The organism is Pseudomonas wadenswilerensis, from assembly GCF_024749185.1.
In the GTDB taxonomy this organism is placed as follows: Bacteria; Pseudomonadota; Gammaproteobacteria; order Pseudomonadales; family Pseudomonadaceae; genus Aquipseudomonas; species Aquipseudomonas wadenswilerensis.
This window is the reverse complement of record NZ_CP087191.1, coordinates 1,380,917-1,404,338: the sequence shown is the minus strand read 5'-3', so window position 1 is coordinate 1,404,338 and position 23,422 is coordinate 1,380,917. Positions and strand designations below refer to the sequence as shown.

Genomic DNA, 23,422 nt, shown 5'->3' with positions numbered 1-23,422 from the left:
CGGCAAAGGCCGCCAGCGGAGGGCGGCACTACAGCGAAAGGGCGGTCAGACCGGGTCGTTGCGACGCAGCAGCTCTTCGGGCAAGTGCTCGATGTACTCGTCCTCGGCCGGTGGCATCTGCAGGTGATAGCCCTGCTGTTCGAGGTTTTCCAGGACCTTGGCGATATCCTCGCGGGCCAGCTGGCGCTCCGGGGTCAGCACCAGGTCGAAGGCATGCACCGGTTTGCCGAAGAACGGCAGCAGGCCTTCGGGCACGCGCTCCAGGCCGTCGGCCTTGAGCACGTACAGGTACATTTCGTTCTTGCGCGGGCTCTTGTAGATCGAGCAGATACGTTTCATGACTGGTCTCCGGCGCCCGCCAGGCAATCGAGCAGCGCCTGCCCCATGCGCTCACGGCGCCAGCCGCGCAGCGACTCGGGGAGTTGATAGGGTCCGTTGGGGTAGCCACTCTTGAGCAGCAGTTCCAGGGTTTTCTTGCGCAGCATCAGCTCGGGGGCGATGTTCAGGCGCTCGGCCTCGGCCTGGCCGATGGCGCGCAGCTGCTTGAGCAGCGCCGACGCTTCGATCGGCAGCGGCTCGGGCACCGCCGGCGGCCATTCAGATGGCGGCAGGCTGGCAGCCTGCTTGATCAGGCCGAGCAGGAACTCGCCATCCTGACGGATGGTACGCGGGTGCATGTCTTCGATCTTGGCCAGCGCCGACAGCGAATCCGGCTGGGTGCGGGCCATCGGCCACAAGGCGTTTTCGCGAACGATGCGGTTACGCGGCAGGTCGCGGGCGCGGGCTTCGCGTTCACGCCAGGCGCACAGCTCGCGCAGTACCGCCAGTTGCGCGCGCGACAGCTTCCAGGCCAGCTTGGCATCGCGGTACAGCTCATACGGGTCGATCTCGCGGCGCAACTGGGCAACCAGTTCGGCACCGTCTTCGAGCACCCAGGCATTCTTGTCATCCGACAACTGCGGGCGCAGGCGCTCGTACAGTTCGGCCAGGTGCACGGCGTCTTCGGCGGCGTAGCTGACCTGGGTTTCCGACAGCGGGCGTTGCAGCCAGTCGGAGCGGGTTTCACCCTTGGGCAGGTCGATGCCGAGCACCTCCTGGACCAGGCGCGAATAGCCCATGGAGAAGCCCAGGTTGAGGTAGCCGGCGGCCAGCTGGGTGTCGAACAATGGCGCCGGCAAGCTGCCGGTCAGGCGTGACAGCACTTCGAGGTCTTCGCTGCAGGCATGCAGGACCTTGATCACCTGCGGATCTTCAAGCAGGCCGGCCAGCGGCTGCCAGTCGCCTATGCGCAGCGGATCGATGAGGTAGGCCCGTGCCCCGTCACCGACCTGGATCAAACCGGCTTTCGGATAGAAGGTATCGACCCGCATGAACTCGGTGTCGAGTGCCACGAAGGGCAGCGTGCGCCACTGCAGGCAGTGCTCTGCCAGGCTGCGATCGTCGCAAATCCAGTGAATATCGATGGCCACAAGGCTCTCCCACAAACAATGGCGCGCAGTATATACGGCGCAGGCCATCGTCGGGAAACCACTCGACCGCTATCCCTGCCGCCGCTACCGCGTCGGTGATCAGTGCCTGGCCAACATTCGGCCGGCAGCTGGCAAACAGGTCCAGTTCGGGCTTGTACAGGTTGGTGTGCACCTGCAGCAGGCCGAGCATGGAATGAAACAGGTTGTCCTGGCTCAGCGGCTCGTTGCGGACCTTCTGCAGGCAGTCGCTATCGATGCCGAAGCTGGCCTTGTAGCTGTCGGAAAACCACGCCAGCAGCGGCACGTGCTTTTGTTGTTCCGGTGCCAGCATGTAAGGCGTGCCGTGCAGGTACAGGTTGTACTCACCGAGCGATTCGCCATGGTCGGACAGGTACAGCATGGCGGTGTCGACCTTGTCCTGCTTGCTACGCAGGAGGTCGATCAGCGCGGCCAGGACATGGTCGGTGTACACCAGGGTGTTGTCGTAGGCATTGACGATGCTGTCCTGGCTGCACTGGTTCAGGGCATTGCTGCGGCACACCGGGGTGAAGCGCTCGTATTCTTTCGGGTAACGCTTGTAGTAGTCCGGCCCATGACTGCCCATCTGGTGCAGCACCAGCACCGTGTCCTGTTGCAGGCTGTCGATGAAGCTGTCCAGGCCCTTGAGGAGGATTTCGTCGCGGCACTCGTCATCGGCGCACAGTGCCGGGTCCTTGAGGTTGCTGACATTCTCGAACACCACCCGGTCGCAAGTGCCCTTGCAGCCGGACTGATTGTCGCGCCAGCGCACCGCGAGCCCGGCCCGCTGCAGCACATCGAGCAGGCCTTCCTGGTTTTTGGCGGTGCTGGCGTCGTAATCCTTGCGGGTGAAGCCAGAGAACATGCACGGCACCGACACGGCGGTTTCGGTGCCACAGGAGTGCACATCGGTGAAGGCGATCAGGCCCTTTTCCTTGCTCAACTGTGGGGTGGTATCGCGCCCGTAGCCAAGCACCCCGAAGTTCGGCGCGCGGGCGCTCTCGCCGACCACCAGCACGGTCAGCGACTTGCGCGAACGTTGCTGCCAGGCGACGTCGAGCTTGGCGTCCTCGCCGATGGCGCGAAACGGCGTGGCGGCGCTGCCGACCCGCTCGCCGACATAGCCCAGGGAGGCGCCGACAAAATTGCTCGGCACCAGCATCAGGCGGATTTCATGGTGATTGCGAAACAGCGAAGCCAGGCCCTGGTAATTAATCAGCGCAACAGCGCCCAGCACCACAATACAGGCGACACTGGCGAGTAACTTGCCGAACAACTCGCGGGCCCAGTTGCGGTATAAAACCGGTACCTTGTACAACAATATAGACGGCAAAACACCTAACACAGCGATATATAAAAAAAGTTTAATCGAGAGCAGGTCACGCACTTCCGTGGCATTGGTCTCCATGGCATTGCGCAGCATGCCGACATCAATCATTACGCCGTACTGGCTCATGAAGTAAGCCACCCCGGCACTGACCATGAACAGGGTGATCAGCAGCGGTTTGAGCAGCATCCGGAAGGCCAGCAGGGTCAATACCAGGTTGAACGCACACAGAATCATCACGCCAAAGGCCACACGCAATAACAGGCCGTGCGCATCGCTCGCAAGTACCAACGCCAGGTGTTGCCACAACAATGAGTTGAAGCCGATCAACAGGTACAGGCTGGCAATCAACGTGACCCATTCGGCCCGCAGGGGTTTGACCTTGAACATGACGATTCGCTTATTTGAACGGCGGGAACAGTGCCCTTGCGGCACCACCTGGAAACTGCCCGAACTTTAAGTAGCGAGTCATCAATTTTTTGTGAAAAAGACGCCAACAAATAGTCGGCTGGCGTCTATTTAAAAGACGTGTTCAGCCTGTGTTCAGCCAGACGATTATTTACGCTGGCAGATGCACTTTTGAATAAGAATCGCGATCGATATCGATCACCTCGACGCACAGCTGGATGTCCAGCCCCGGCGTGCTCGGAACGGCCTCCTTGAGCACCTCCAGCAGGCTGGCCGACAGTTGGCGTTTGATCTCGGCGGAGCGACCGCTGAGGATTGCCAGCTTGATGTGGGCGAACGCGCGTTCCGCAGGGGCAACACCCACCCGGAAACCGGCCAGGGCCACGGCGCGGCTCTTGATGTCCAGCTCTTCGGCGAACTGGCCGCTGCCCACCAGGGCATTGTTGAGACGCAGCAACAGGCGGTCGACCTCAAGGTTTTTCAGGTTGTCGCTGTATTCCACATGAAGATGAGGCATTGCACGGAGTCCTGGGGTGGGCAAATGTTGCAACAGACTACCCCAGCCCCGAAACCCGGCAAAGACGACTATCCTCTAAGTTCATGACTTCCACCCCACAAACCCCGGAGAGGTGAAGAAATGCCGGTCAAGCACGATTTGCTCGCAGACTTGAATCTGACCAAGGAACAGTTCATCGAGAAGAAACAACACGACCCGCGGCTGAGTCAGCTGCATGAAGACTACAACAGCAAAGACGCCGAAGTCGTCGATGCCGAGAACAAAAGCGCCGCCGATGACACGGTCACCCGGCTGCGCAAGGAACGCCTGAAGATCAAGGACGAGATCGTCGCCCATCTGAAGTAAACCCTGTAGGAGCGGGCTTGCCCCGCGATCGCGATCTACCTGCCCCATCGCATCGCGAGGCAAGCTCGCTCCTACGGGCAGCCCTTATGGCCGCGCCCACACCACCGGAAACCAGTCCTCGCGCATGCGATCGCCGGTCTTCAGGTCAATCCCTGGAAACGGCGGCGAGGTCCGCCCAGGGCGCTGGATATAGCGCACATCATCACCCATGAAGCGGGTCGAGAAGGCCCGGCGGCGATTGCTGCCGATGTTGCCGGCGGCGCCATGCACGGTACGAAAATCGAACACCACCGCGTCCCCCGGTTCCAGCTCCGGCGAGAGGATCTGGTACTCGCCGTTCTCCACATCCGGCATGTCCATGAACAGGCTTTCCCCGGAGCCTGCATCGCTGGCGCCATAGAAATCCTTGTTGCTGGCCCAGCTTTTGGGCCGCACCGGCTTGGGCCAGCGATGGGAGCCGAGCACCACGCTCAAGGTGTTGTGACGGCTGACCGGGTCCAGCGGTATCCAGTAGCTGGCGGTTTGCAGGCCGTCGACGCAGTAGTACGGCAGGTCCTGGTGCCAGGGCGTGGGCTTGGAGGTGCCCGGCTCCTTGACCAGGATATGTTCATGAAACACCTGCACTTGCCGTGACTGCATCAGCGCTCCGGCAATCGCCGCCGCCGGCGAATTGAGCACGAACGCCTTGAACGCCGGGATGCGTTGCCAGTTGCAGTAATCCTCGAAGAAGCGCCCGCCTTCGCCACTGCCGACGTTCTCGATGGCAAAGGCGCTGGGCGCGGCCAGGTTCTGTTCAAAACCTTCGCGCAGGGGTTCGATCCAGTCACGGAACACGCCACGCAACACCACTGCACCGTCACGCTGGAACTGTTCGATATCGGCATTCATCGGGGCCACCTCTCTTGTTGTAATGAACAAAAGTATTGGGCGGCCCCGCGCGGCCGGTAAACCACAGATTACCTATGCGCCACTATAGGCAATCTGTATGGCGCGCCGGTTGTCAGCCCGCCACCTTTGGCCGGTTAATGGCCCTGCCTGTGTCCTACGGCGCCTTGCTATCCAAGAATAAGAACAACGAGGAGTTACCTGGGATGAACGAAAACAGCACCGCCATGCGGCGCGGTCTGAGTACCCGCCACATTCGCTTCATGGCGCTCGGTTCTGCCATCGGCACCGGGCTTTTCTATGGCTCCGCAGCCGCCATCAAACTGGCCGGCCCTTCTGTGTTGCTCGCTTACCTGATCGGTGGCGCGGCCATCTACATGATGATGCGCGCCCTCGGCGAGATGGCCGTGCGCAACCCGGTGTCCGGCTCGTTCGGTCAATACGCCAGCCAGTACCTGGGGCGCTTTGCCGGCTTTCTCACAGGCTGGAGCTACGCCTTCTCGATGCTGGTGGTGTGCCTGGCAGATGTCACTGCCTTCGGCGTCTACATGAGTTTCTGGTTCCCCGACACGCCGCGCTGGATCTGGGTGCTGGGCATCGTCTTCTTCATTGGCGCCCTCAATCTGTGCAGCGTCAGGGTGTTTGGTGAACTGGAGTTCTGGTTGTCGCTGCTGAAAGTCACCGCCATCGTCTCGATGATCCTCGCTGGCGCGGCCGTGCTGATGTTCGGCATCCAGTTGGGCGGCAGCGGCGAGCCCCTGGCAGCGGTGAGCAACCTGTGGAGCCATGGCGGTTTCTTCCCCAATGGCGTGGGCGGCATGATCGCCTCGTTCACCGTGGTGATGTTCGCCTTTGGCGGCGTCGAGATGATCGGCATCACCGCCGGCGAAGCCAAGGATCCGCAACGGGTGATTCCACGGGCGATCAACTCGGTGCCGCTGCGCATCCTGCTGTTTTATGTGTTCACCCTGTTCGTGCTGATGTCGATCTATCCCTGGTCGAAGATCGGCAGCGAAGGCAGCCCCTTCGTGCAGATCTTCAGCGGCCTGGGGATCGGTTCGGCGGCCACGCTGCTGAACATCGTGGTGATCTCGGCAGCGGTGTCGGCGATCAACAGTGACATTTTCAGCGCCGGGCGGATGATGTACGGCATGGCCCACAACGGCCAGGCACCCGCCAGCTTCGCCCTGCTGTCGCGCTTCGGCGTGCCGTGGATGACCGTGGTGGTGATGGCCGTCGCCTTGCTGCTGGGGGTGGTGCTCAATTACCTGGCCCCGGACAACCTGTTCCTGATCCTCGCCGCCGTGGTGACCTTCTCGATCGTCTGGGTGTGGCTGATGATCCTCCTGTCGCAAATCGTCATGCGCCGCGGCATGAGCGCCGACGAGGTGGCCAGGCTGCACTTCCCGGTACCGCTCTGGCCAGTCGGCCCGGCCTGTGCGGTGGTGTTCATGCTGTTCATCTTCGGCGTGCTGGCCTGGTTCCCGGACACGCGCATGGCCCTGTACGTGGGCATCGGCTGGCTGGCCTTGCTGTCGCTGGGCTACTGGCTGTTCGTCGCCCGCCAGCCGCTGGCAACGCTGGCAGATCCGGCCAGCCGCTGATCAGGCCGGAAACTGCTCGCTGGCCCAGTCGAGGAAGGCCTGCGCCGCCGGAGAGGGGCGCATGGCGCTGGACTGGGCCAGCACCACCGGCTGCGGGCTGACCGCTTCCAGCAGCGGCCGGCAGGCCAGGGGTTGGCCGTCATAGCTGCAATCGGCCACCGGCCGGGTGCAGGACAAGGCCACGCCATAGCCATGGGCGACCAGCCCGCGCTGCATCTCGAAGGTCTGGGTCAGTTGCAGGCTTGCCGGTTGCAGGTCGTGGGCCCAGAACAGCGACAGGAAATACTCGCGGGTCCTGGCGATGTCTTCAAGGATCAGGCATTCATTGGCCAGGTCCACCAGCGACACCCGCTCCTGCAACGCCAGGGGGTGGTCCGCCGGCAGCAAGGCGTAAGGCGTCAGCTGCGCCAGCACGCGTTTTTCGATCGGCGAATCGAGCCCCACGTCATAGGTCAGCGCCAGCTCCACCTTGCCATCGGCCAGGCGCCGATTGACCTCGGCAAGATCGGCCTCGAACAGGGTGATGGTGACTTCCGGATGGCGCCGGCGAAAGCCGCTCAGCAGGCGTGGCGCGTAATACGGCCCCAGGTCCTGGAAGCAGATCAGGCTCAAGGCGCCGCGCACCACCTGTTGCTGCTCGCCCTTGCCGCCGATTGCCGTGGCCAGGTTGAGCATATCGCGCGCCTGCTCGAGCAATTTGCGCCCCGCCGGGGTCAGTTCCAGGCCACGGCTGACCTGGCGATGAAAGAGCTTTTCGCCCAGGCTCGCCTCCAGCTGCGACAGCGCCAGGGACACCGACGGCTGGGAAATGTGCTTGGTTCGCGCCGCAGCGCTGACACTGCCCTGCTCGGCGGCAGCGACGAAATACTCCAGCTGGCGGAAAGTGAAGCCGATCATCGCTATGCCCCCTCCGGGATGCTTGAACCAACCGCTGCGCCGTTACCCCGCCAGGGCCGGGCTCAACGCCGCTGGCGTACGCCAGGGTATATCGGCCCAGGCGCCGCTGCCGGGCGTCAGCAACTGGTGCAGATGCTGCTCGTTGAACACTTCGCCCAGCGAGTCGACGCGAAACGCCGCGACCCACTGCTCGCGCCCCAGCTTATAGGCCTTGCCGAAATCTTCCCAACTGTCGAAACAATCCTGCGCCCGCTGCGCGTTGAGCAACAGCACGCGCCAGGCGAGCTCGGGCTCGAGCCAATGCATCAGTACCCCACAACGGACCAGAAACGCCACCCGCGCACAGGCAAAGGCCATGGCCGCACGCGGCTCATCGCTGGCCGTCAGCCCTTGCAGGTCGAGGCTGTACCATTGCTGTTCGAGGGTAGCACTGAAGTGCGCACGCACCGCCTCGTCATTGGAGTTGCTGCGAATCCCGGCCTGGTGCAGCAACGCCGCCCGCACGATCGTCTGGGCCTGTTCGGTGAAGTGGTCGCACGCTGGCGAGTAAAAGCCCTCGACTTCCATCGCATCGGCCATGGGCCTGGCCAACAGCAGCGACCAGTGCTTGCGCTGGCTGAACAACGGCGCGGCCCCGCGCGGGCGGAATGCACGCCACAACAACCAGGCTGAAATAACCGCCGCGATAAGCAAAAACATGCTGCTCTCCTTACCTTGCCCGGGTCTGCCAGGCCTGGATTTCCTCGGCCTGGGGCGGCGCCATGTCTGGCCACGGCACGCCTTCGGTCAGGTACAGCGGATCATCGGGCAGACGCTGCAAGCGCTTGCTGAAGATATGCCGGGTGGCGTATTTGACCGACACCGCCTGCGGGGCAACCTGCAAGAACTGCTGCGGCTGACGCCCGGCCACCAGCCACTCGACCATGGCTGACGGCGCATCGAGGCGCTCGTACAGCTGGGGGTAGCGGGCCACCAGACGGGTCTGGGCGGTCGGGTCGCTGACCTCTTCGATGCGCAGCCAGCCGGCTTCGGTGCGCACGATGCCGATGGCGATACAGTCAGCGGGCGTCTGCTGGTCGGTGCCCAGGGCATTCAGGCACTGCAGCAGGTCCTGGTAATAGCGCTCGACCGGCGGCCGGTTCTGCTTGCCCTTGACCTGCTCGACGGTCAAGCTGCCGTCGGCCTGGACGATCAGGCTGATGGTGATGTGTGGCTGGCCCTGGCCGTCGCGAAAGCTGAACACGCGCATGCGCCGCTGCTCCACCGCTTCGGCATAACGCTCGCCGTAGCCGCCGGTCAGGGCGCGGCGATCGGCGAACTGGCCCAGGCAGTGGCGCATCACATAGCTTTCAAAGGCCATTTCAGCGCGCAGCAAGGCACTGTCGGGGCGCAGCTCCTGCAAGACGTGCTCAGTGGTGGTCACCAATGTGGCCAAGGCCTCGGGCTGGCTTTGGCGCCAGCCCTGCTCGACCCGCGCGGCCATCTGCGCGTGTTCCTTGTCCCACAGCGCCAGCGCCTGGGGGCAGTTGATGCGATCGAGCTTGCCGGCCAGCGCAGTGCCCTGACGCGAGGTCAGAAACTCCACCAGCAAGGCCTCCTGCGCCAGCAGTGGCGCCTGCTGCGGATCCACCCAGACCAGGGGCGCGAGCGCCTGCTGCGAGCCTTTACCGGCGTCGCTCAAATGCCTGGTCACCCATGGCGGCGGTTCGCCTCCCAGCACCTCGACAGCCTGCTCCAGGGTCAGGATGCGTCGCGCCGGCTCGAAGTTGCCGACCAGATGACGGTAGAAATGGTTGAGCAACCATCTGCCCACCTCCGGCGCATCACCACGGGCTTTGCTACGTTCGGCAATGCCGCGTTTGAGTTGATCGGCATTGAGTGCGTTGCGCGGGGCGTAACCGGACTGTCGCAGCTCCGGTGTCACTTCCATATTTGCCACCAGGCCTTGCCGGCCGGTTTTTCCGGTGCCTGCAGCTCGGCGATGCTCTGGCGGAAGAGCTCATTGTTGCCCTGGTCGACGGCGTTCTCCGGATCACTGCGCAGGATCGAGCGCTGGTAGTAGGCTATGGCCTCTTCCTTGCGCCCCAGGCCCTTGAGCACATCGCCGGCGCAGCCCAGCAGCGAGCTCTCGTCCCTTTCGTTGATCTGCGGCGCATATCGCAGCCACAGGCTGGTGGCCGCCTCCGGCAGGCTGTAGGACAGGTACATGGCCACTTTCATCCGCGCGAACAGCGGCGAGTACTCCAGGTCCTTGTCGCTGATTTCGCGCTCTTCCTGCCACTTGAGGATGCGCTCCAGCCAGATCAGGATTTCGCGTTCGCGGTCGAGGCGGTACAGGGCGCGGCTGACTTCCAGCAGGTACTCTTCCGGGTCGTGGCGGCTGTAGCCATAGTCGGCTGCGTAGTGCCAGAGCTGTTCGGCGGCTTCGGCGATGCCCGCGTCATCCCCCAGCTCAATGCGGTTTTGCAGGGTGCCATGATAGTGCTCGGCGAACGGACTGGCGGCAATGCCACGGGCATGCAGCTCCAGGGCCTGCTCATACATGCGCTGGTCGTTGTAGCAGCGGTAGTTGATCGCCAGGTTGTTGCAGAGCATCGAGTACATGTGCGCACAGGCATCGTAACGATGCCCGCGACCGGTGGCGAAGCATTGCTCCATGCGAGCCTGGCCGTGTTCGTAGGCCAGCTTTTGTACTTCGCGCAACAACGACCAGGCCTGATCTGCCTCCTCGCTCGAGAGCTTCTCGACTTCCACCTCGACCAGGTCGTCGATGTTGCAAGCGAAACTGTAATAGTTCATGCCACCGGCCATTGTCGGCAGCGGTTGGCGCAAGGCATCGACAATGCCGAACACACTGGCATGAGCGCTGAACAGGCTGTAGGCGCTGCGGTGGTCTTGCATATTGCCGGCCGAAACGGCCTCGCGCAGCATCGTAAGTTCAGTGTTGGCGTCAATGCGCCCGGCCTGGCGTTCACGCACTGCCAGCAGGCGGTTGATCCAAGGGTGGTTCGGCGCGCGGCGGCGGGCTTCTTCCAGGGCCAGAGCGAAAACGTTGTCGAGCTGCTCAAGGTCATCGCGGGCAGCATGCAGCGCATCGAGCAACGGGCCCAGGGACGGCGTCGACTCGTCGCGCCATGGCAGCCCGGAAACAAACCGCTCCAACACCTTTTGATCATCACAGGCGCGCATCACGCACAACGGCCACCACGCCGACTGGTCCTCGGCATCGAGCAGGCGATCGTGTACCCAGTAGGCAGTGCCCGGCCACATCTGGCTGCGAACTCCATAGATTTCCATGAATGCACGCTGCCCGGCGTCGTCGATCTGACCGTTTTCAAGCAACCAGGGCAAGTGGAATTCGACAAAGTTGTCACTGCCGCTGGAGTCCAGTTCCAGGGTCGCCACCTCACAGATTTTCAAGGCGCCGGGCAGGTCGCCCTGGGCCTTCAATGAGCGTGCAGCCAGGCGCGCCAGGCGCACTTCCCACTCCCGGCGCTGGGGCAACGACAGCTCGGCGATCAACTGCACTACAGGTTGCTCGAACATCGCCAGGCGCAACGGCACGATTTCGATCAGCGCATCGCCCAGCCACAGCCAGTCGTTGCCGTCGACATCCTGACCTTCGCCAGCGGTACGCAACGCGGTAATTGCCGCCAGCGCCGCTTCGCGAGCCTCTTCGTCACGCTCGTGGGCAGCCAGCACCCGCGCCCGGCGCCGCTGCTGGTCGGCATCGTCCCAGGCCCGCAGGGCATGGCGGCCGGGGTTGATCAACGCCAGGGTGTGACGCACCTCGATGGCCTTGAGGGCGACGTCGAGGGTGGTGTGCTGCAGATCGTCGAAAATGCGGTAGCGCCGGTACTGTTCGATATCGAACGCCAGCGCCTCGTTGCTCAGTTGCTGCAGGGCGTCGAGGGCCTGCAGCAGGCCTTGCTCGTCTTTGAGGTAGTTGCACAGGCGCAGCTGGTAGATCAGCAGGTTGACCTTGAGTTCGTTGCGCGCCTCTTCTGGCGTCGCCTCGATCAGCGCCTGGCCGTCGTCGGCCAGCACCGCCCTGGAGGCTTCGGCGTCACCGGCGTTGACCCACAGCACGTGCAGACGGTCGATCGATTCCAGCGAGGCAGCCTTGAGCGGCTGGACGCGCAGCTGGCCCAGCAGGTAATCGGCACCGTGTTCCTGATGCTCGACCTCAAGACGGTCCATGAATTGATCCAGCTGAATGCCGGACAGCACGGTGCTGTTTTGCGTCATCGTGAACTCCATTTGCGAATGACTTGTGCATCGCCCGGTGCCCCGTACTGGCTCTTCAAGGAGACGACGGGTACCCGCATACGGCTGCACTCAACAGGCAACGATAGCGAAAGGGATCGGGCGATACAGCGGGGGTGCTGCACGCTACCAGTTGGCGTTTGAAAAACCAAGAGCGTGCAGGTGATAGAAGGCTCAGGGCGTGGTCAGGGTAATCAGGAAGGTGCCGGAAGTGACAGGCTTGCCGGAGACATCCACCAGGGCGTACTGCTGATGGTAAAAACGACCCGTCTTGCCGCTGTCGGCCACCAGCTTGACGTTGACCGGAGCGTGATCGGGGGCACTGACCGACGCTTGCGGCTCGACCCTGTGCAAATCGATCCGGGTGCCCCGCACCTGCGCCGGGCAGTCATTGAGGTTCAAGGCGCCTGCCTGGGCTGAAGCCGTGCAAGGCGACTCGACGACACTACCGGTGAAATTGATCACCCCCTGGGCGATCGGTGTCTCAGCCACGCAGGCCCCGCTTGCGCCCAACAACAACCCTGCAGCGATAGCAACATACTTGCGATTCATGCTGACACTCCGGCGATAGCGGTTAGTACCTCGAGTATCGGCCAGGCGCGGAAAAATCTAAGGATTGTCTGATAGCCAAAGGTGCGCTTTGCCAAGCGCGTCGCAGAACGGTGTAAACAAGCGCCGACCGGTTCGTCAACCCGCCTCCCGAAGCCTATGGTTAAACATTGGCGGGTGGTTGAGACGCTCAATCAGCGGAAACGAAAAAGCCCCCGGACCTTTCGGTCAGGGGGCTTTCTCTTGTATGGCGGAGAGATAGGGATTTGAACCCTAGGTACTGTTGCCAGTACAACGGATTTCGAATCCGTCCCGTTCGGCCACTCCGGCATCTCTCCAGTGGCGCGCATGATACCAGCAGTTTACCGAAAGGCAAAGCCTGTTTGCGAAAAAAATTCGCGTGGTATCAGGCGCTTGCGTGAATTTGCCGGTTACAGCGGCACGCCCAGGCGTTTGGCAACTTCTTCGTAGGCTTCGATAACGTCGCCCAGACCCTGGCGGAAGCGGTCCTTGTCCATCTTCTTGCGGGTCTCTTTGTCCCACAGGCGGCAGCCGTCCGGGCTGAACTCGTCACCAAGGACGATCTCACCGTGGAATACGCCGAACTCGAGCTTGAAGTCGACCAGCAGCAGGCCGGCGTCGTCGAACAGCTTGTTCAGCACTTCGTTGACCTTGAGCGACAGGGCTTTCATCTTCACCAGTTGCTCGGCGGTGCCCCAGCCGAAGGCAACAACGTGGGATTCGTTGATGAACGGATCACCCTTCTCGTCGTTCTTGAGGAACAGTTCGAAGGTCGAAGGCTCGAGCTTGATGCCTTCTTCGACGCCCAGGCGCTTGACCAGGCTGCCGGCAGCGTAGTTACGCACGACGCATTCGACCGGGATCATGTCGAGCTTCTTGACCAGGCACTCGTTGTCGCCCAGCAGTTTGTCGAACTGGGTCGGGATGCCGGCTTCTTCAAGCTTTTGCATGATGAAGGCGTTGAACTTGTTGTTCACCATGCCCTTGCGGTCGAGCTGTTCGATGCGCTTGCCGTCGAACGCCGAGGTGTCGTTGCGAAACAGCAGGATCAAGCGGTCAGCGTCGTCGGTCTTGTAAACCGACTTGGCTTTGCCGCGGTAGAGTTCTTCACGTTTTTCCATGATGGGCTCCGCTTGCTAAATGATGGGCTAGGCGATTTCACGCCAGTCGAGCCCGGAATCCTGATTGGCCACTTGTAGCCAGTCCGGGTCGCAGCCGAGGGTATCGACGAAGCATTGCCGGGCCAGCTGTGGCTGGTTGTTCTTGCTGCTGAGATGGGCCAGCACCAGGTGTTGCAGGTTCTGCCAGTCCAGCTCCGACACCAGGCGCGCGGCCTGATGGTTGTTCAAATGTCCGTAGTCGCCGCCCACCCGCTGCTTGAGAAACATCGGATAAGGCCCGCGTCCGAGCAGGTCGCGACAGTGGTTGGCCTCGATCAGCAGGGCGTCCAGCCCCTGGTAGCTGCTGAGCAGGGCCGCATCATACGAGCCCAGGTCGGTCAGCACACCGAAGCGCCGGCTGCCATCGCCAAATACGTACTGCAGCGGCTCCAGCGCGTCGTGAGTGACGCCGACGGCGGTAACGCTCAAGTCGCCCAACTGCAAGGTGTCGTTGGCGGCCAGGAAGCCTGCGGCTTCGACCGGCTTGCGCATGCCGCGCAAGGTGCCGCGGCTGAGGTAGACCGGTACATTGTAGCGCCGTGACAGCAACCCGACCCCATGCACGTGGTCGGCATGTTCGTGGGTGACCAGCACCGCGCTCAATTGCGCCGCAGAAACGCCGAGCAGCGCCAGGCGCCGCTCGGTTTCACGCAGGGAAAAGCCGCAATCGACCAGTAGCAACGTATTGCCACTGGCGATCAGCGTGCCATTTCCCTGGCTTCCACTTCCAAGTACGGCGAAGCGCACTTAACCCAGGTTGTCCTGAATCACGCTCAGCACGCGGCGGGCGACGTCTGCCGGGGCCACGGTGTTGATGTTCTTCTCGACGGTCACCTGAACGCTTTCGCCCACCTTGCTCAAGCGAACCTGATAACGCTCGGCACGGGCTTCACGCTCTTCCTTGCTCGGCGCGCTGCCGAACAGGCGACTGAAGAAGCCTGGTTGCTCCTTGGTCTCGGCCTTCTCGGCGAGGTTGATGTAGTACAGGCCCAGGCTGCGGTTGATGTCTTCAACGCGCCATTCACCCTGTTCCAGGGCACGGCCAACGCTGGACCAGGCGCGATCGAGGTCGGCGCCCAGGTTCAGCACCGGGTTGCCGCTGCCGTCTTCGCTCAGGCTGACGCGGCTCGGGGCATCGAAATCGCGGGCTGCGAGCAACGACACCGAACCGCCCTTCTCGGCACTGCGGGTCATGCTGGCGAGCATTTCGTCGACCAGGATGGCGTCGACACCGGTGTTGTTCGAACGCGCCGGGAAGTCTTGCTCGGCAGTGCTGCCGGCCGGACGTTCGACGGTGACGATGTAAACCTCACTGGTGTTGCGCTGCACGCCCGGCTCGATGCGGATGCGCGCACGGACTTCGTTGTCGCTGCTGCTCGAGGCACTGCCCAGACGCTTGGCCATGGACGCCGAGAGCTCGTCGAAACGCTGCCAGGTGGTGTTGAATTCGCCGGTTTGCGGACGCTCTTCGGCGATCCGGAAGCCGTTGTCTTCGAAGAACTGACGCGCCACCGGCCAGACTTCAGCCGGCGAACGCTGGGCCAGGACCCAACGCGAGCTGCCGCTCTTCTGCAGGCTGAAATCGCTGATGTCGGCACCGGCAGTCAGCGGTTGCGGACGCGGCACTTCGAACTCGCCCTTGACGTTGTCGTCGGCGACGTTGCGCGGAATCGGCAGCAGCGGATCGAGCCGCTTGGCACTGCTGACGTCCGGTGGCAGCTGCATCGGCGGCTTCTGGGTGGCCTCCAGATAATCGCTGCCACGGTCACGGAAGTAACCCTCTTCGCCCCAGAGCCAGCCACAACCGCTGGTGCTGGAGATGATCAAGGCAAGGGCGGAAAGACCAGCCAATCGCTTCATGCGGTGTACGTCCTCAATTAAAACTTCAGGCCGCACTGGCGCATCGCCTGGCGTACCGTATCGTGACAGGATTCGCTCAGCCAGGTCAGTGGCAGGCGGATGCCCTTGTGCATCAGGCCCATTTCAACCAAAGCCCACTTCACCGGAATCGGGTTGGCTTCGATGAACAGGTCCTTGTGCAAGGGCATGAGTTGTTCGTTGATCGCGCGAGCCTTCTCGGCATTGCCCGCAAGGGCGGCTTCGCACAGGTCGGCCATTTCCCGCGGGGCGACGTTGGCGGTCACGGAAATGTTGCCCTTGCCGCCCAGCAGGATCAGTTCGACGGCGGTCGGATCGTCGCCGGACAGGACGATGAAGTCCTTGCTCACGCCGTCAAGGATGGCTTTGGCGCGCTTCAGGTCGCCGGTGGCTTCCTTGATGCCGATGATGTTCGGCACGGTCGACAGACGGATCACGGTCTCGGCCTGCATGTCGCAGGAGGTGCGGCCGGGTACGTTATAGAGGATCTGCGGGATGTCGACGGCTTCGGCAATGTGTTTGAAGTGCTGGTACAGGCCTTCCTGGGTCGGCTTGTTATAGTACGGCACCACCAGCAGGCAGGCATCGGCACCGGCTTCCTTGGCGTTGCGGGTCAAGTGCACAGCTTCGCTGGTGGAGTTGGCGCCGGTGCCGGCGATCACCGGGATACGGCCATTGACCTGCTTGACCACCGCCTTGATGACTTCAATGTGCTCATTGACATCCAGGGTCGCCGACTCGCCGGTAGTACCGACGGCAACGATGGCGTGGGTGCCGTTTTCCAGGTGGAAGTCCACGAGTTTGCTGAGGCTGTCCCAATCAAGACGCCCTTGTGCATCCATGGGTGTGACCAATGCCACCATACTGCCCGCAATCATGAAACTGCTCCTGCCGGAAAAAGAGAGCGGTAATGGTACTGGCGCCATCGGCCTTGCACAAGCGAAGCAGGCGGGCGGAGCATTCCCCTCCGCGGCCATTTTCGCTACCCTTCTGTCTTTGATCGGTACATAGTGGCCCGCCGGGCTGCCGACAATGCGCGTAGCCAGCGCCCCAAGGCTCGATCCTGAGCCCCGGGCTCCTGCCTACCGGCCTTTATGCCACGTCTGGTACCGACCGCTCATCGCTTTAGGAATGCTGCATGTCCACCCCCACCGTTCGCGAACAATTCCTTGTCATCAGCGCCCTGGGTGCCAATCCCATGGAGCTGACCAATATCCTGTGCCGGGCCAGCAACGACAATCGCTGCTCGGTCGTCACCTCGCGCCTGACCCGCCACGGCGAGTGCAGTGCCCTGGTGCTGCAGGTCGCCGGCAGCTGGGACGCCCTGGCGCGCTTTGAAACGGCCCTGCCGGGCCTGGCCAAGAAGCACACCTTCACCGTCAACGTGGTGCGCAGCGCCGAACTGGAAGTGCGCCCGCTGTCGCTGCCGTACGTGGCCTATGTCAGCGCCGCCTATCGCCCGGACATCATCAACGAGCTGTGCCAGTTCTTCATCGACCACCACGTGGAGCTGGAGAACCTGACCTGCGATACCTACCAGGCCCCGCAGACCGGCGGCACCATGCTCAACGCCACCTTTACCGTGACCCTGCCGGCCGGTACCCAGATCAGCTGGCTGCGCGACCAGTTCCTGGACTTCTCCGATGCCCTGAACCTGGATGCGCTGATCGAACCGTGGCGCCCACAGAACCCGATGTAAGGAAGCTTTACATGGCCGTTGAACTCGACCAACCCGTCGCCGAATTCCAGGCCCAGGCCACCAGTGGCCAGAGCGTCAGCCTGGCTGAGCTCAAGGGCAAGCAGGTGGTGCTGTACTTCTATCCCAAGGACAGCACCCCGGGCTGCACCACCGAAGGCCAGGGTTTCCGTGACCAGCATGCGGCCTTCGAAGCAGCCAACACCCTGGTGTTTGGCGTTTCGCGCGATGGCATCAAGTCCCACGAGAACTTCAAGGCCAAGCAGGCCTTCCCTTTCGAGCTGATCAGCGACAAGGACGAGGCCCTGTGCCAGCTGTTCGACGTGATCAAGCTGAAGAAGCTCTATGGCAAGGAGTATATGGGCGTGGACCGCAGCACCTTCCTGATCGACAAGGATGGCGTGCTGCGCAAGGCCTGGCGTGGGGTCAAGGTGCCAGGGCATGTGGATGCCGTACTGGCTGAGGCGCAGGCGCTGAACAAGGCCTGATAGCGCTTTACCTGTGGGAGCTGGCTTGCCAGCGATTGCATCACCGCGCTAGCCGCAAGGGCCAATGCACCTGTATCGCTGGCAAGCCAGCTCCCACAAAAGCTCAAAGCAGCGGCGCCACCATTGGCTCGCGCCGCGGCCAGGCATCCAGCACGGCCTTGAACAAGGTCGCCAGCGGGATGGCAAAGAAGATCCCCCAGAACCCCCACAACCCGCCAAACAGCAGCACCGCGCAGATGATCGCCACCGGGTGCAGGCTCACCGCCTCGGAGAACAGCAACGGCACCAGCACGTTGCCATCCAGGGCCTGGATGATCGCGTACACCGCCATCAGGTAGATGAACTGATCGCCCCAGCCCCACTGGAACAGTGCAATCAGGGTCACCGGCACGGTCACCACCACCGCGCCGACATAGGGCACCACCACCGACAGGCCGACCAGCAGGGCCAGCAACGCCGCATAGTTGAGCCCCAGGCTGATGAAGGCGATGTAGGTGGCCACGCCACAGATCAGGATCTCGATGCCCTTGCCGCGGATGTAGTTGGCGATCTGCCGGTTCATCTCTTCGGCCACCCGGGTCATCAGCGCCCGCTCCTTGGGCAGGTAACCACTGACCCAGTGGGCGATCTGCTCGCGGTCCTTGAGAAAGAAGAACACCAGGATCGGCACCAGCACCAGGTAGATCATGATGTTGACCAGCAGCGGCAGGCTCGACAACGAGAAGGTCAGCGCCCACTGGCCGAACTTGCCGATCTCGCCGCGCATCACCTCGATGGCCTGCAGCACCTGCTCGTCAGAGACCAGGTGCGGGTAGCGCTCGGGCAACAGCAGCAACAGCGACTGCCACTTGCCGAGCATGCCCGGCAGTTCGTTGAACAGGGTTATCAACTGATGCCAGAGCAGCGGCACCAACACCAGCAGGAACACCGCCAGGGCGCCCATGAACAGCATGAACACCAGCGCCACGGCATAAGGCGTGGGCACCCGCAGGCGCTCCAGGGCGTTGACCAGGCCCTGCATCAAAAATGCCAGGACCATCCCCGCCAGCACCGGCGCAAGCATGCCGCCCAGGGTCAGGACGGCGGTGAACGCCAGAAACAGCAAGACCGCCAACACCACCGCTTCTTCATCGGAGAAGTAGCGCTGCATCCAGTCGCGAAGCACCTTGAACATTGACGATCCTTTAACAGAGAAAACTCAGGCCTTCTTCAACCAGTAGCGGTACACACCGGCCTCGACCTCTTCGAGCAGCAGCGTATGACCGGCCAATTTGGCAAAAGTGCGAAAGTCGCGCTGGGAACCGGCGTCGGTGGCAATCACCTTGAGCACTGCGCCACTGGCCAGGCGATTGAGCTCCATCTTCGCCTTGAGCAGCGGCAGCGGGCAGTTCAGCCCGCTGGCGTCGAGTTCGGCGTCATGGGTCGGGATAGCGCTCATGGGGTTCTCCAGGCAGAAATACGGGCACAGGTAGCATTTTGAACAAGCCCGGTAGGATACCGCCACTGGTCGCCAACGTGTGAGCGGGCTACAGTAAGGTTCTTTGTCGACCAGAGCTTCGTGCATGAATTTTCTGCGCCCTACCCTGCTGACGCTGGCCTGTTTGATGGCGCTCCCCAGCCATGCCGACGACCTGCCGTCACTCGGCGACGCCAGTTCTGCCATTGTCTCCCCACAACAGGAACACCAGTTGGGCCGCGCCTGGCTCAGCCTGCTGCGGGGCAATGTCAATCAACTGAACGATCCCCAGCTCAAGGATTACGTCGAAACCAGCGTCTACCGTCTGGCCGAAACCAGCCAGCTGCAGGACCGGCGCCTGGAGTTCATTCTCATCGACAGCCGTGAACTCAACGCCTTCGCCGCCCCTGGCGGGATCGTCGGGGTCAACGGCGGGCTGTTCCTCAATGCCCAGACCGAGGGCGAGTACGCCTCGGTACTGGCCCACGAACTGGCGCACTTGTCGCAACGCCACTTCGCCCGCGGCGTCGAGGCCCAGCAACGCATGCAGTTGCCGATGATGGGCGCGCTGCTGATCGGTATCGTCGCCGCGGCGGCGGGTGCCGGCGATGCCGGTATTGCCGCGATTGCCGGCACCCAGGCGGCAGCCATCCAGGAACAGCGGCGCTTCTCCCGGCAGAACGAACAGGAAGCCGACCGCATCGGTATCCTCAACCTTGAGAAGGCCGGTTACGATCCGCGCAACATGCCGACCATGTTCGAGCGCCTGATGCGCCAGTACCGCTATGACGCCAAGCCGCCGGAATTCCTCCTGACTCACCCGGTCACCGAATCGCGGATCGCCGACACCCGAAACCGCGCCGAACAGGCGCCCAAGGGCGGCACCGAAGACAGCAAGCGCTATCAGCTGATTCGTGCCCGGGTGGCGCTGATCTATGAAGGCACCCCCGGCCTTGCGGCCAAGCGCTTCCAGGCGCAGCTCGATGAAAACCCGCAGCAGGACGCCGCCCGTTACGGCCTGGCGCTGGCGCAGATCAAGGGCGGACGCCTGAACGAGGCGCGCGAGAACCTCAAGCCGCTGCTGGCCAAGGCACCCAACGACATCACCTACAACCTGGCGCAGATCGACCTCGACATCACCAACAACCGCTTGCCCGATGCCCAGCAACGGGTCGAGCGGATGCGTGGCCTGTACCCGGGCAACTACCCGCTGCAACAGGCGCGCATCGACCTGCTGCTCAAGCAGAACCGCCCCGCCGAGGCGGAGAAGGCGCTGGATGCCTTGCTCAAGAATCGTCCGCAAGACCCGGATGTCTGGTATGACGTGGCGGAAGTGCGCGGGTTGTCGGGCAACACCATCGGCCTGCACCAGGCCCGCGCCGAGTACTTCGCCCTGGTGGGCGACTTTGACCAGGCCTTGCAGCAGCTCGACTACGCCAAGCAGCGGGCCGGCAACAATTTTGTCCTAGCGTCGAAGATCGATGCGCGTCAGCGCGAGCTGATGGAGCAGCAGCGGATGGTCAAGGACATGATGCGCTAAGACCGCATGAGGCTGCTTCGCAGCCTATCGCCGGCAAGGCCGGCTCCCACAGTAGATTTGCATGCACCGAACCTGTGAGAGCTGGCTTGCCAGCGATGGGGCCGTCAGGCGTTACCGGACAGCTTCATCCGCGCCGCCTGGGTAAAGTCGAGCATGCGCTTGAGCGGCTTGATCGCCTGAGGGATCAGCGCCGGCTCGACGAAGATCTCGTTGCTGCCTTCACGCAGGCACTGCAAGGTACGCTCCAGGGTATTCATCGCCATCCACGGGCAATGCGCGCAACTGCGGCAAGCCGCGCCGTTACCGGCGGTGGGCGCTTCGATGAAGATCTTGTCGGGGCACAGCTGCTGCATCTTGTAGAAGATGCCGCGGTCGGTGGCGACGATGAAGGTCTTGTTCGGCAGGGTTTGCGCCGCGGCAATCAGCTGGCTGGTGGAACCGACCGCATCGGCCAGGTCAATCACCGCCTCAGGCGATTCCGGGTGCACCAGAATCGCCGCATCCGGGTACAGCGCCTTCATGTCGGCCAACTGGCGCGACTTGAACTCTTCGTGAACGATGCAGGCACCGTCCCACAGCAGCATGTCGGCACCGGTCTGTTTCTGGATATAGCGGCCCAGGTGCTGGTCCGGGCCCCAGATGATGGTCTCGCCGTTATCCATCAGGCTTTCGACGATTTCCAGCGCGCAGCTGGAGGTCACTACCCAGTCAGCTCGGGCCTTGACCGCCGCCGAGGTGTTGGCATACACCACCACGGTGCGTTCGGGGTGCTTGTCGCAGAACGCCGAGAACTCTTCAACCGGGCAGCCGAGATCGAGCGAGCAAGTCGCCTCGAGGGTCGGCATCAGCACGCGCTTTTCCGGAGTGAGGATCTTGGCCGTCTCGCCCATGAAGCGCACACCGGCCACCACCACGGTCGTGGCTGCGTGGTTCTTGCCAAAGCGGGCCATTTCCAGCGAGTCGGACACACAGCCGCCGGTTTCCTCGGCCAGGGCCTGGATCACCGGGTCGCAATAGTAATGGGCAACCAGCACTGCATTTTGCGCCTTGAGCTCGGCGGCGATGGCGGCACGGTAGTCGGCCTCTTGCTCGGGCGTCAGCGGCTTGGGCTGCTTGGCATCGAGGTGAGCCTGGACGAGAAGGCGTTCGGAAATCTGGGTCATGATCGCTGGACCTGCAGGCGCTTGAGCGCGTAAGTCGAGTGTATCACCGAGCCCTGGCAAATCGGCTACAGGCTCCGCAGGCAGGGCGAAACAGCCTTGCACACAGAACCACGGACCAGCTGCGGCCTCGGGTTTTTATAGGATGCCGAAGGCTACAGATAATCGGATGAATTCAAAAGGTTTTTTTAGTGAAACAAGCCCGGGGCGGGCGCCCCGGGCCTGAACATCAACCGCCTGTCGCCTGCATGGCGCTGGCATTGGCCATGATCACGCTGGCGAACTGCTCGACGGTCATCTTCTGGCCGTTGAAGTCGACCATGCCATCGGCATAGTGCAGCGTGGTAACGATGTCGTTGCCCTCGACCTTGGCCATCTGGCTTTGCACCGCCATCATGCTGACCATTTCCCCGGCCTGGGCCGCTTGCTGGGAGACGATGGCAGCATCGGTCTGGCCTTCGAACTGCGCCTGCAGGGTCGCCAGGTCACCGATCATCGGCTTGGACAGCGACAGCTTGCTCTGCAGCTGGGTGATCAACTGCTTGTACAGCTCCTGCGGTGGCAACTCCAGAGAACTCGGGTTGGCCAGGTCAACGCTGAAGTTGAAACGGCTTTCGCCATTGGCAGTCTTGAACGACAGGTTCTCCAGGGCGATCTGCGGCTTGGCCGCCAGCAGACGCTGCACATCGCTGCGCACCTGGGCCGTTTCGGCCTCGGTCATCGCCAGGTCCGGCATGCCTTCACCTTCGGCAGCGGCCTTTTGGAACTCCGGCAGGCGGCTCTGGTACCAGCCGATCAGCGCCTGCATGGCCGGGATGTCGAGACGCTTGAGGCTCCAGACCATCTCGCCGGCACCGATGGCCTTGCCGTCGAAGTTGATGTCGGCAACCTTGTATTCCATGCGCACCGAGAGCTTGTCACCGTCGTTCTTGTACTCGTTGTTCTGCGCCAGGCCCTTGAGCGCCAGGACCTTCTGCTCGTCGCCGAAGGTCGCGACCGTGTCAGCCACGGCCATGTCCATCTTGCCGACATAGAAGCCGAACGGCGTCTTGGTCATGTCGCCGGTCAGGCTCAGGCCCTTGATCTCGACTTTCAGCACTTTGCTGTCGGGGTCGACCAGGTTCAGGCTCAGGCCGGCCGACTGGCCGGTGAGTTGCACATGTTCGGCGCCTTCGTTGCCGTGGCCACTGACTTCAAACCCGGAGAACTTCAGCGACGAGCCGTCCTTGCTCCACTCGATCGGCGCCACCTGGAAAGCACTGTCCATCGAGCGATCGTAGCCGTAGGCAACCTGGCCTTGCAGCGGCGAAACGTCCTTGGTCAGGGCGAACCAGTCAGCGGTGGCAGCGTCTTTTTCCAGGGCGTAGTGGCTGGCAGCCATGACCGGCATCAGTTTCAGTGCCTTGACCCGCGACAGCGGAAACGGCCCGTGTTCGATCTGGTCGACAAAATTCAGCTCGAAACTTTTGCTTTCTTCACCAACCTGCAGGTTCTGCACCTTGAGGCGGTATTTGGCGGTACTGCTGAACAGACGGCTGTCCAGCGATACCAGTTGCAGCTCCATAGTGGTTTCCATGCCCAGCAGCGCCTGCTTGGTCTGGGCATTGGATTCGGCGATGGTGGTTTCGAGCACGCCGGGCAATTGCTTGCCGGTGTACCAGGCACCCGCGGTGCATGCCGCTGCCACTACCACTGCGAGGCCGAGTACGCCTGTAGATTTCTTCATGAATTGTTTCGC

22 protein-coding genes, 1 tRNA gene and 1 pseudogene are annotated in these 23,422 nt (G+C 62.5%); 5 read left to right on the top strand and 19 right to left on the bottom strand.

Annotated elements, in window-relative coordinates; genetic code table 11:
* Positions 1-45: 45 nt before the first annotated feature.
* The 4 genes and pseudogenes from LOY45_RS06455 to LOY45_RS06440 form a co-directional block, all read right to left on the bottom strand.
* Positions 46-339, bottom strand: a complete 294-nt coding sequence (locus LOY45_RS06455; protein ID WP_115088258.1) for a YcgL domain-containing protein — start codon at positions 337-339, stop codon at positions 46-48.
* Positions 336-1,469 (bottom strand): ribonuclease D, encoded by a 1,134-nt coding sequence (rnd, locus tag LOY45_RS06450; protein ID WP_115088259.1) that lies wholly within the window; start codon positions 1,467-1,469, stop codon positions 336-338. The genes LOY45_RS06455 and rnd overlap by 4 nt, the downstream gene beginning before the upstream one ends.
* A gap of 121 nt (positions 1,470-1,590) precedes the next feature.
* Positions 1,591-3,204: pseudogene (locus tag LOY45_RS06445) on the bottom strand (phosphoethanolamine transferase); the annotation flags it as partial.
* Between the two features lie 169 nt (positions 3,205-3,373).
* Positions 3,374-3,739, bottom strand: a complete 366-nt coding sequence (locus LOY45_RS06440; RefSeq protein WP_115088261.1) for a 5-carboxymethyl-2-hydroxymuconate Delta-isomerase — start codon at positions 3,737-3,739, stop codon at positions 3,374-3,376.
* 120 nt (positions 3,740-3,859) lie between these two features.
* Here LOY45_RS06440 and LOY45_RS06435 point away from each other — a divergent pair, with 120 nt between their 5' ends.
* Positions 3,860-4,084 (top strand): HP1242/YdcH family protein, encoded by a 225-nt coding sequence (locus LOY45_RS06435; RefSeq protein ID WP_115088262.1) that lies wholly within the window; start codon positions 3,860-3,862, stop codon positions 4,082-4,084.
* Between the two features lie 84 nt (positions 4,085-4,168).
* Here LOY45_RS06435 and LOY45_RS06430 read toward each other — a convergent pair whose 3' ends face one another.
* On the bottom strand, positions 4,169-4,972 hold the full coding sequence (locus tag LOY45_RS06430; protein ID WP_115088263.1) for a phytanoyl-CoA dioxygenase family protein: 804 nt from the start codon (positions 4,970-4,972) through the stop codon (positions 4,169-4,171).
* A gap of 203 nt (positions 4,973-5,175) precedes the next feature.
* Here LOY45_RS06430 and LOY45_RS06425 point away from each other — a divergent pair, with 203 nt between their 5' ends.
* On the top strand, positions 5,176-6,573 hold the full coding sequence (locus LOY45_RS06425; protein WP_115088264.1) for an amino acid permease: 1,398 nt from the start codon (positions 5,176-5,178) through the stop codon (positions 6,571-6,573).
* On the opposite strand, the gene LOY45_RS06420 is transcribed toward LOY45_RS06425, so the two are convergent.
* From LOY45_RS06420 to dapA, 10 genes are all read right to left on the bottom strand, one after another.
* Positions 6,574-7,470 (bottom strand): LysR substrate-binding domain-containing protein, encoded by an 897-nt coding sequence (locus LOY45_RS06420; RefSeq protein ID WP_115088265.1) that lies wholly within the window; start codon positions 7,468-7,470, stop codon positions 6,574-6,576.
* A gap of 42 nt (positions 7,471-7,512) precedes the next feature.
* Complete coding sequence (locus tag LOY45_RS06415) at positions 7,513-8,169, bottom strand: DUF1266 domain-containing protein (protein WP_115088266.1); 657 nt, start codon at positions 8,167-8,169, stop codon at positions 7,513-7,515.
* A 10-nt stretch (positions 8,170-8,179) separates the two neighbouring features.
* A complete protein-coding gene (locus tag LOY45_RS06410; protein WP_115088267.1) occupies positions 8,180-9,400 on the bottom strand; it encodes a hypothetical protein in 1,221 nt (406 codons plus the stop codon).
* Positions 9,391-11,718, bottom strand: a complete 2,328-nt coding sequence (locus tag LOY45_RS06405) for a hypothetical protein (protein WP_233673357.1) — start codon at positions 11,716-11,718, stop codon at positions 9,391-9,393. Before LOY45_RS06405 ends, LOY45_RS06410 begins: the two co-directional genes overlap by 10 nt.
* 192 nt (positions 11,719-11,910) lie before the next feature.
* Positions 11,911-12,288 (bottom strand): type 1 fimbrial protein, encoded by a 378-nt coding sequence (locus tag LOY45_RS06400; RefSeq protein ID WP_115088269.1) that lies wholly within the window; start codon positions 12,286-12,288, stop codon positions 11,911-11,913.
* Positions 12,289-12,533: 245 nt separating this feature from the next.
* Positions 12,534-12,623 (bottom strand) — tRNA-Ser (locus LOY45_RS06395).
* Positions 12,624-12,716: 93 nt separating this feature from the next.
* The gene (gene purC / locus LOY45_RS06390) at positions 12,717-13,427 is read right to left on the bottom strand and encodes a phosphoribosylaminoimidazolesuccinocarboxamide synthase (RefSeq protein ID WP_038613804.1); all 711 of its coding nucleotides are present in this window, start codon (positions 13,425-13,427) and stop codon (positions 12,717-12,719) included.
* A 27-nt stretch (positions 13,428-13,454) separates the two neighbouring features.
* Positions 13,455-14,213 carry an MBL fold metallo-hydrolase gene (locus tag LOY45_RS06385; RefSeq protein WP_093386320.1) on the bottom strand — a complete coding sequence of 253 codons (759 nt, stop codon included), beginning with the start codon at positions 14,211-14,213 and terminating at the stop codon, positions 13,455-13,457.
* A complete protein-coding gene (gene bamC / locus LOY45_RS06380) occupies positions 14,214-15,326 on the bottom strand; it encodes an outer membrane protein assembly factor BamC (protein ID WP_115088282.1) in 1,113 nt (370 codons plus the stop codon).
* A gap of 17 nt (positions 15,327-15,343) precedes the next feature.
* Entirely contained in the window at positions 15,344-16,222 is an 879-nt protein-coding gene (gene dapA / locus LOY45_RS06375) for a 4-hydroxy-tetrahydrodipicolinate synthase (RefSeq protein WP_038996627.1), read from the bottom strand.
* Between the two features lie 260 nt (positions 16,223-16,482).
* On the opposite strand from dapA, the gene LOY45_RS06370 reads away from it, so the two are divergent.
* The gene (locus LOY45_RS06370; protein ID WP_115088283.1) at positions 16,483-17,043 is read left to right on the top strand and encodes a glycine cleavage system transcriptional repressor; all 561 of its coding nucleotides are present in this window, start codon (positions 16,483-16,485) and stop codon (positions 17,041-17,043) included.
* 11 nt (positions 17,044-17,054) lie between these two features.
* The gene (locus LOY45_RS06365; protein WP_134063938.1) at positions 17,055-17,528 is read left to right on the top strand and encodes a peroxiredoxin; all 474 of its coding nucleotides are present in this window, start codon (positions 17,055-17,057) and stop codon (positions 17,526-17,528) included.
* Between the two features lie 103 nt (positions 17,529-17,631).
* On the opposite strand, the gene LOY45_RS06360 is transcribed toward LOY45_RS06365, so the two are convergent.
* Positions 17,632-18,702, bottom strand: coding sequence for an AI-2E family transporter (locus tag LOY45_RS06360; protein WP_115088285.1), 1,071 nt, complete (start codon positions 18,700-18,702; stop codon positions 17,632-17,634).
* 24 nt (positions 18,703-18,726) lie between these two features.
* Positions 18,727-18,966: a sulfurtransferase TusA family protein gene (locus LOY45_RS06355; RefSeq protein WP_115088286.1), complete on the bottom strand. Its 240-nt coding sequence runs from the start codon at positions 18,964-18,966 to the stop codon at positions 18,727-18,729.
* Between the two features lie 124 nt (positions 18,967-19,090).
* On the opposite strand from LOY45_RS06355, the gene LOY45_RS06350 reads away from it, so the two are divergent.
* Positions 19,091-20,524: a M48 family metalloprotease gene (locus LOY45_RS06350; RefSeq protein WP_115088287.1), complete on the top strand. Its 1,434-nt coding sequence runs from the start codon at positions 19,091-19,093 to the stop codon at positions 20,522-20,524.
* A gap of 104 nt (positions 20,525-20,628) precedes the next feature.
* Here LOY45_RS06350 and nadA read toward each other — a convergent pair whose 3' ends face one another.
* Together nadA and LOY45_RS06340 are read right to left on the bottom strand one after the other, a co-directional pair.
* Positions 20,629-21,687, bottom strand: coding sequence for a quinolinate synthase NadA (gene nadA / locus LOY45_RS06345; RefSeq protein ID WP_115088288.1), 1,059 nt, complete (start codon positions 21,685-21,687; stop codon positions 20,629-20,631).
* Positions 21,688-21,913: 226 nt separating this feature from the next.
* On the bottom strand, positions 21,914-23,410 hold the full coding sequence (locus LOY45_RS06340; protein WP_166675721.1) for a YdgA family protein: 1,497 nt from the start codon (positions 23,408-23,410) through the stop codon (positions 21,914-21,916).
* Between the last annotated feature and the right edge of the window lie 12 nt (positions 23,411-23,422).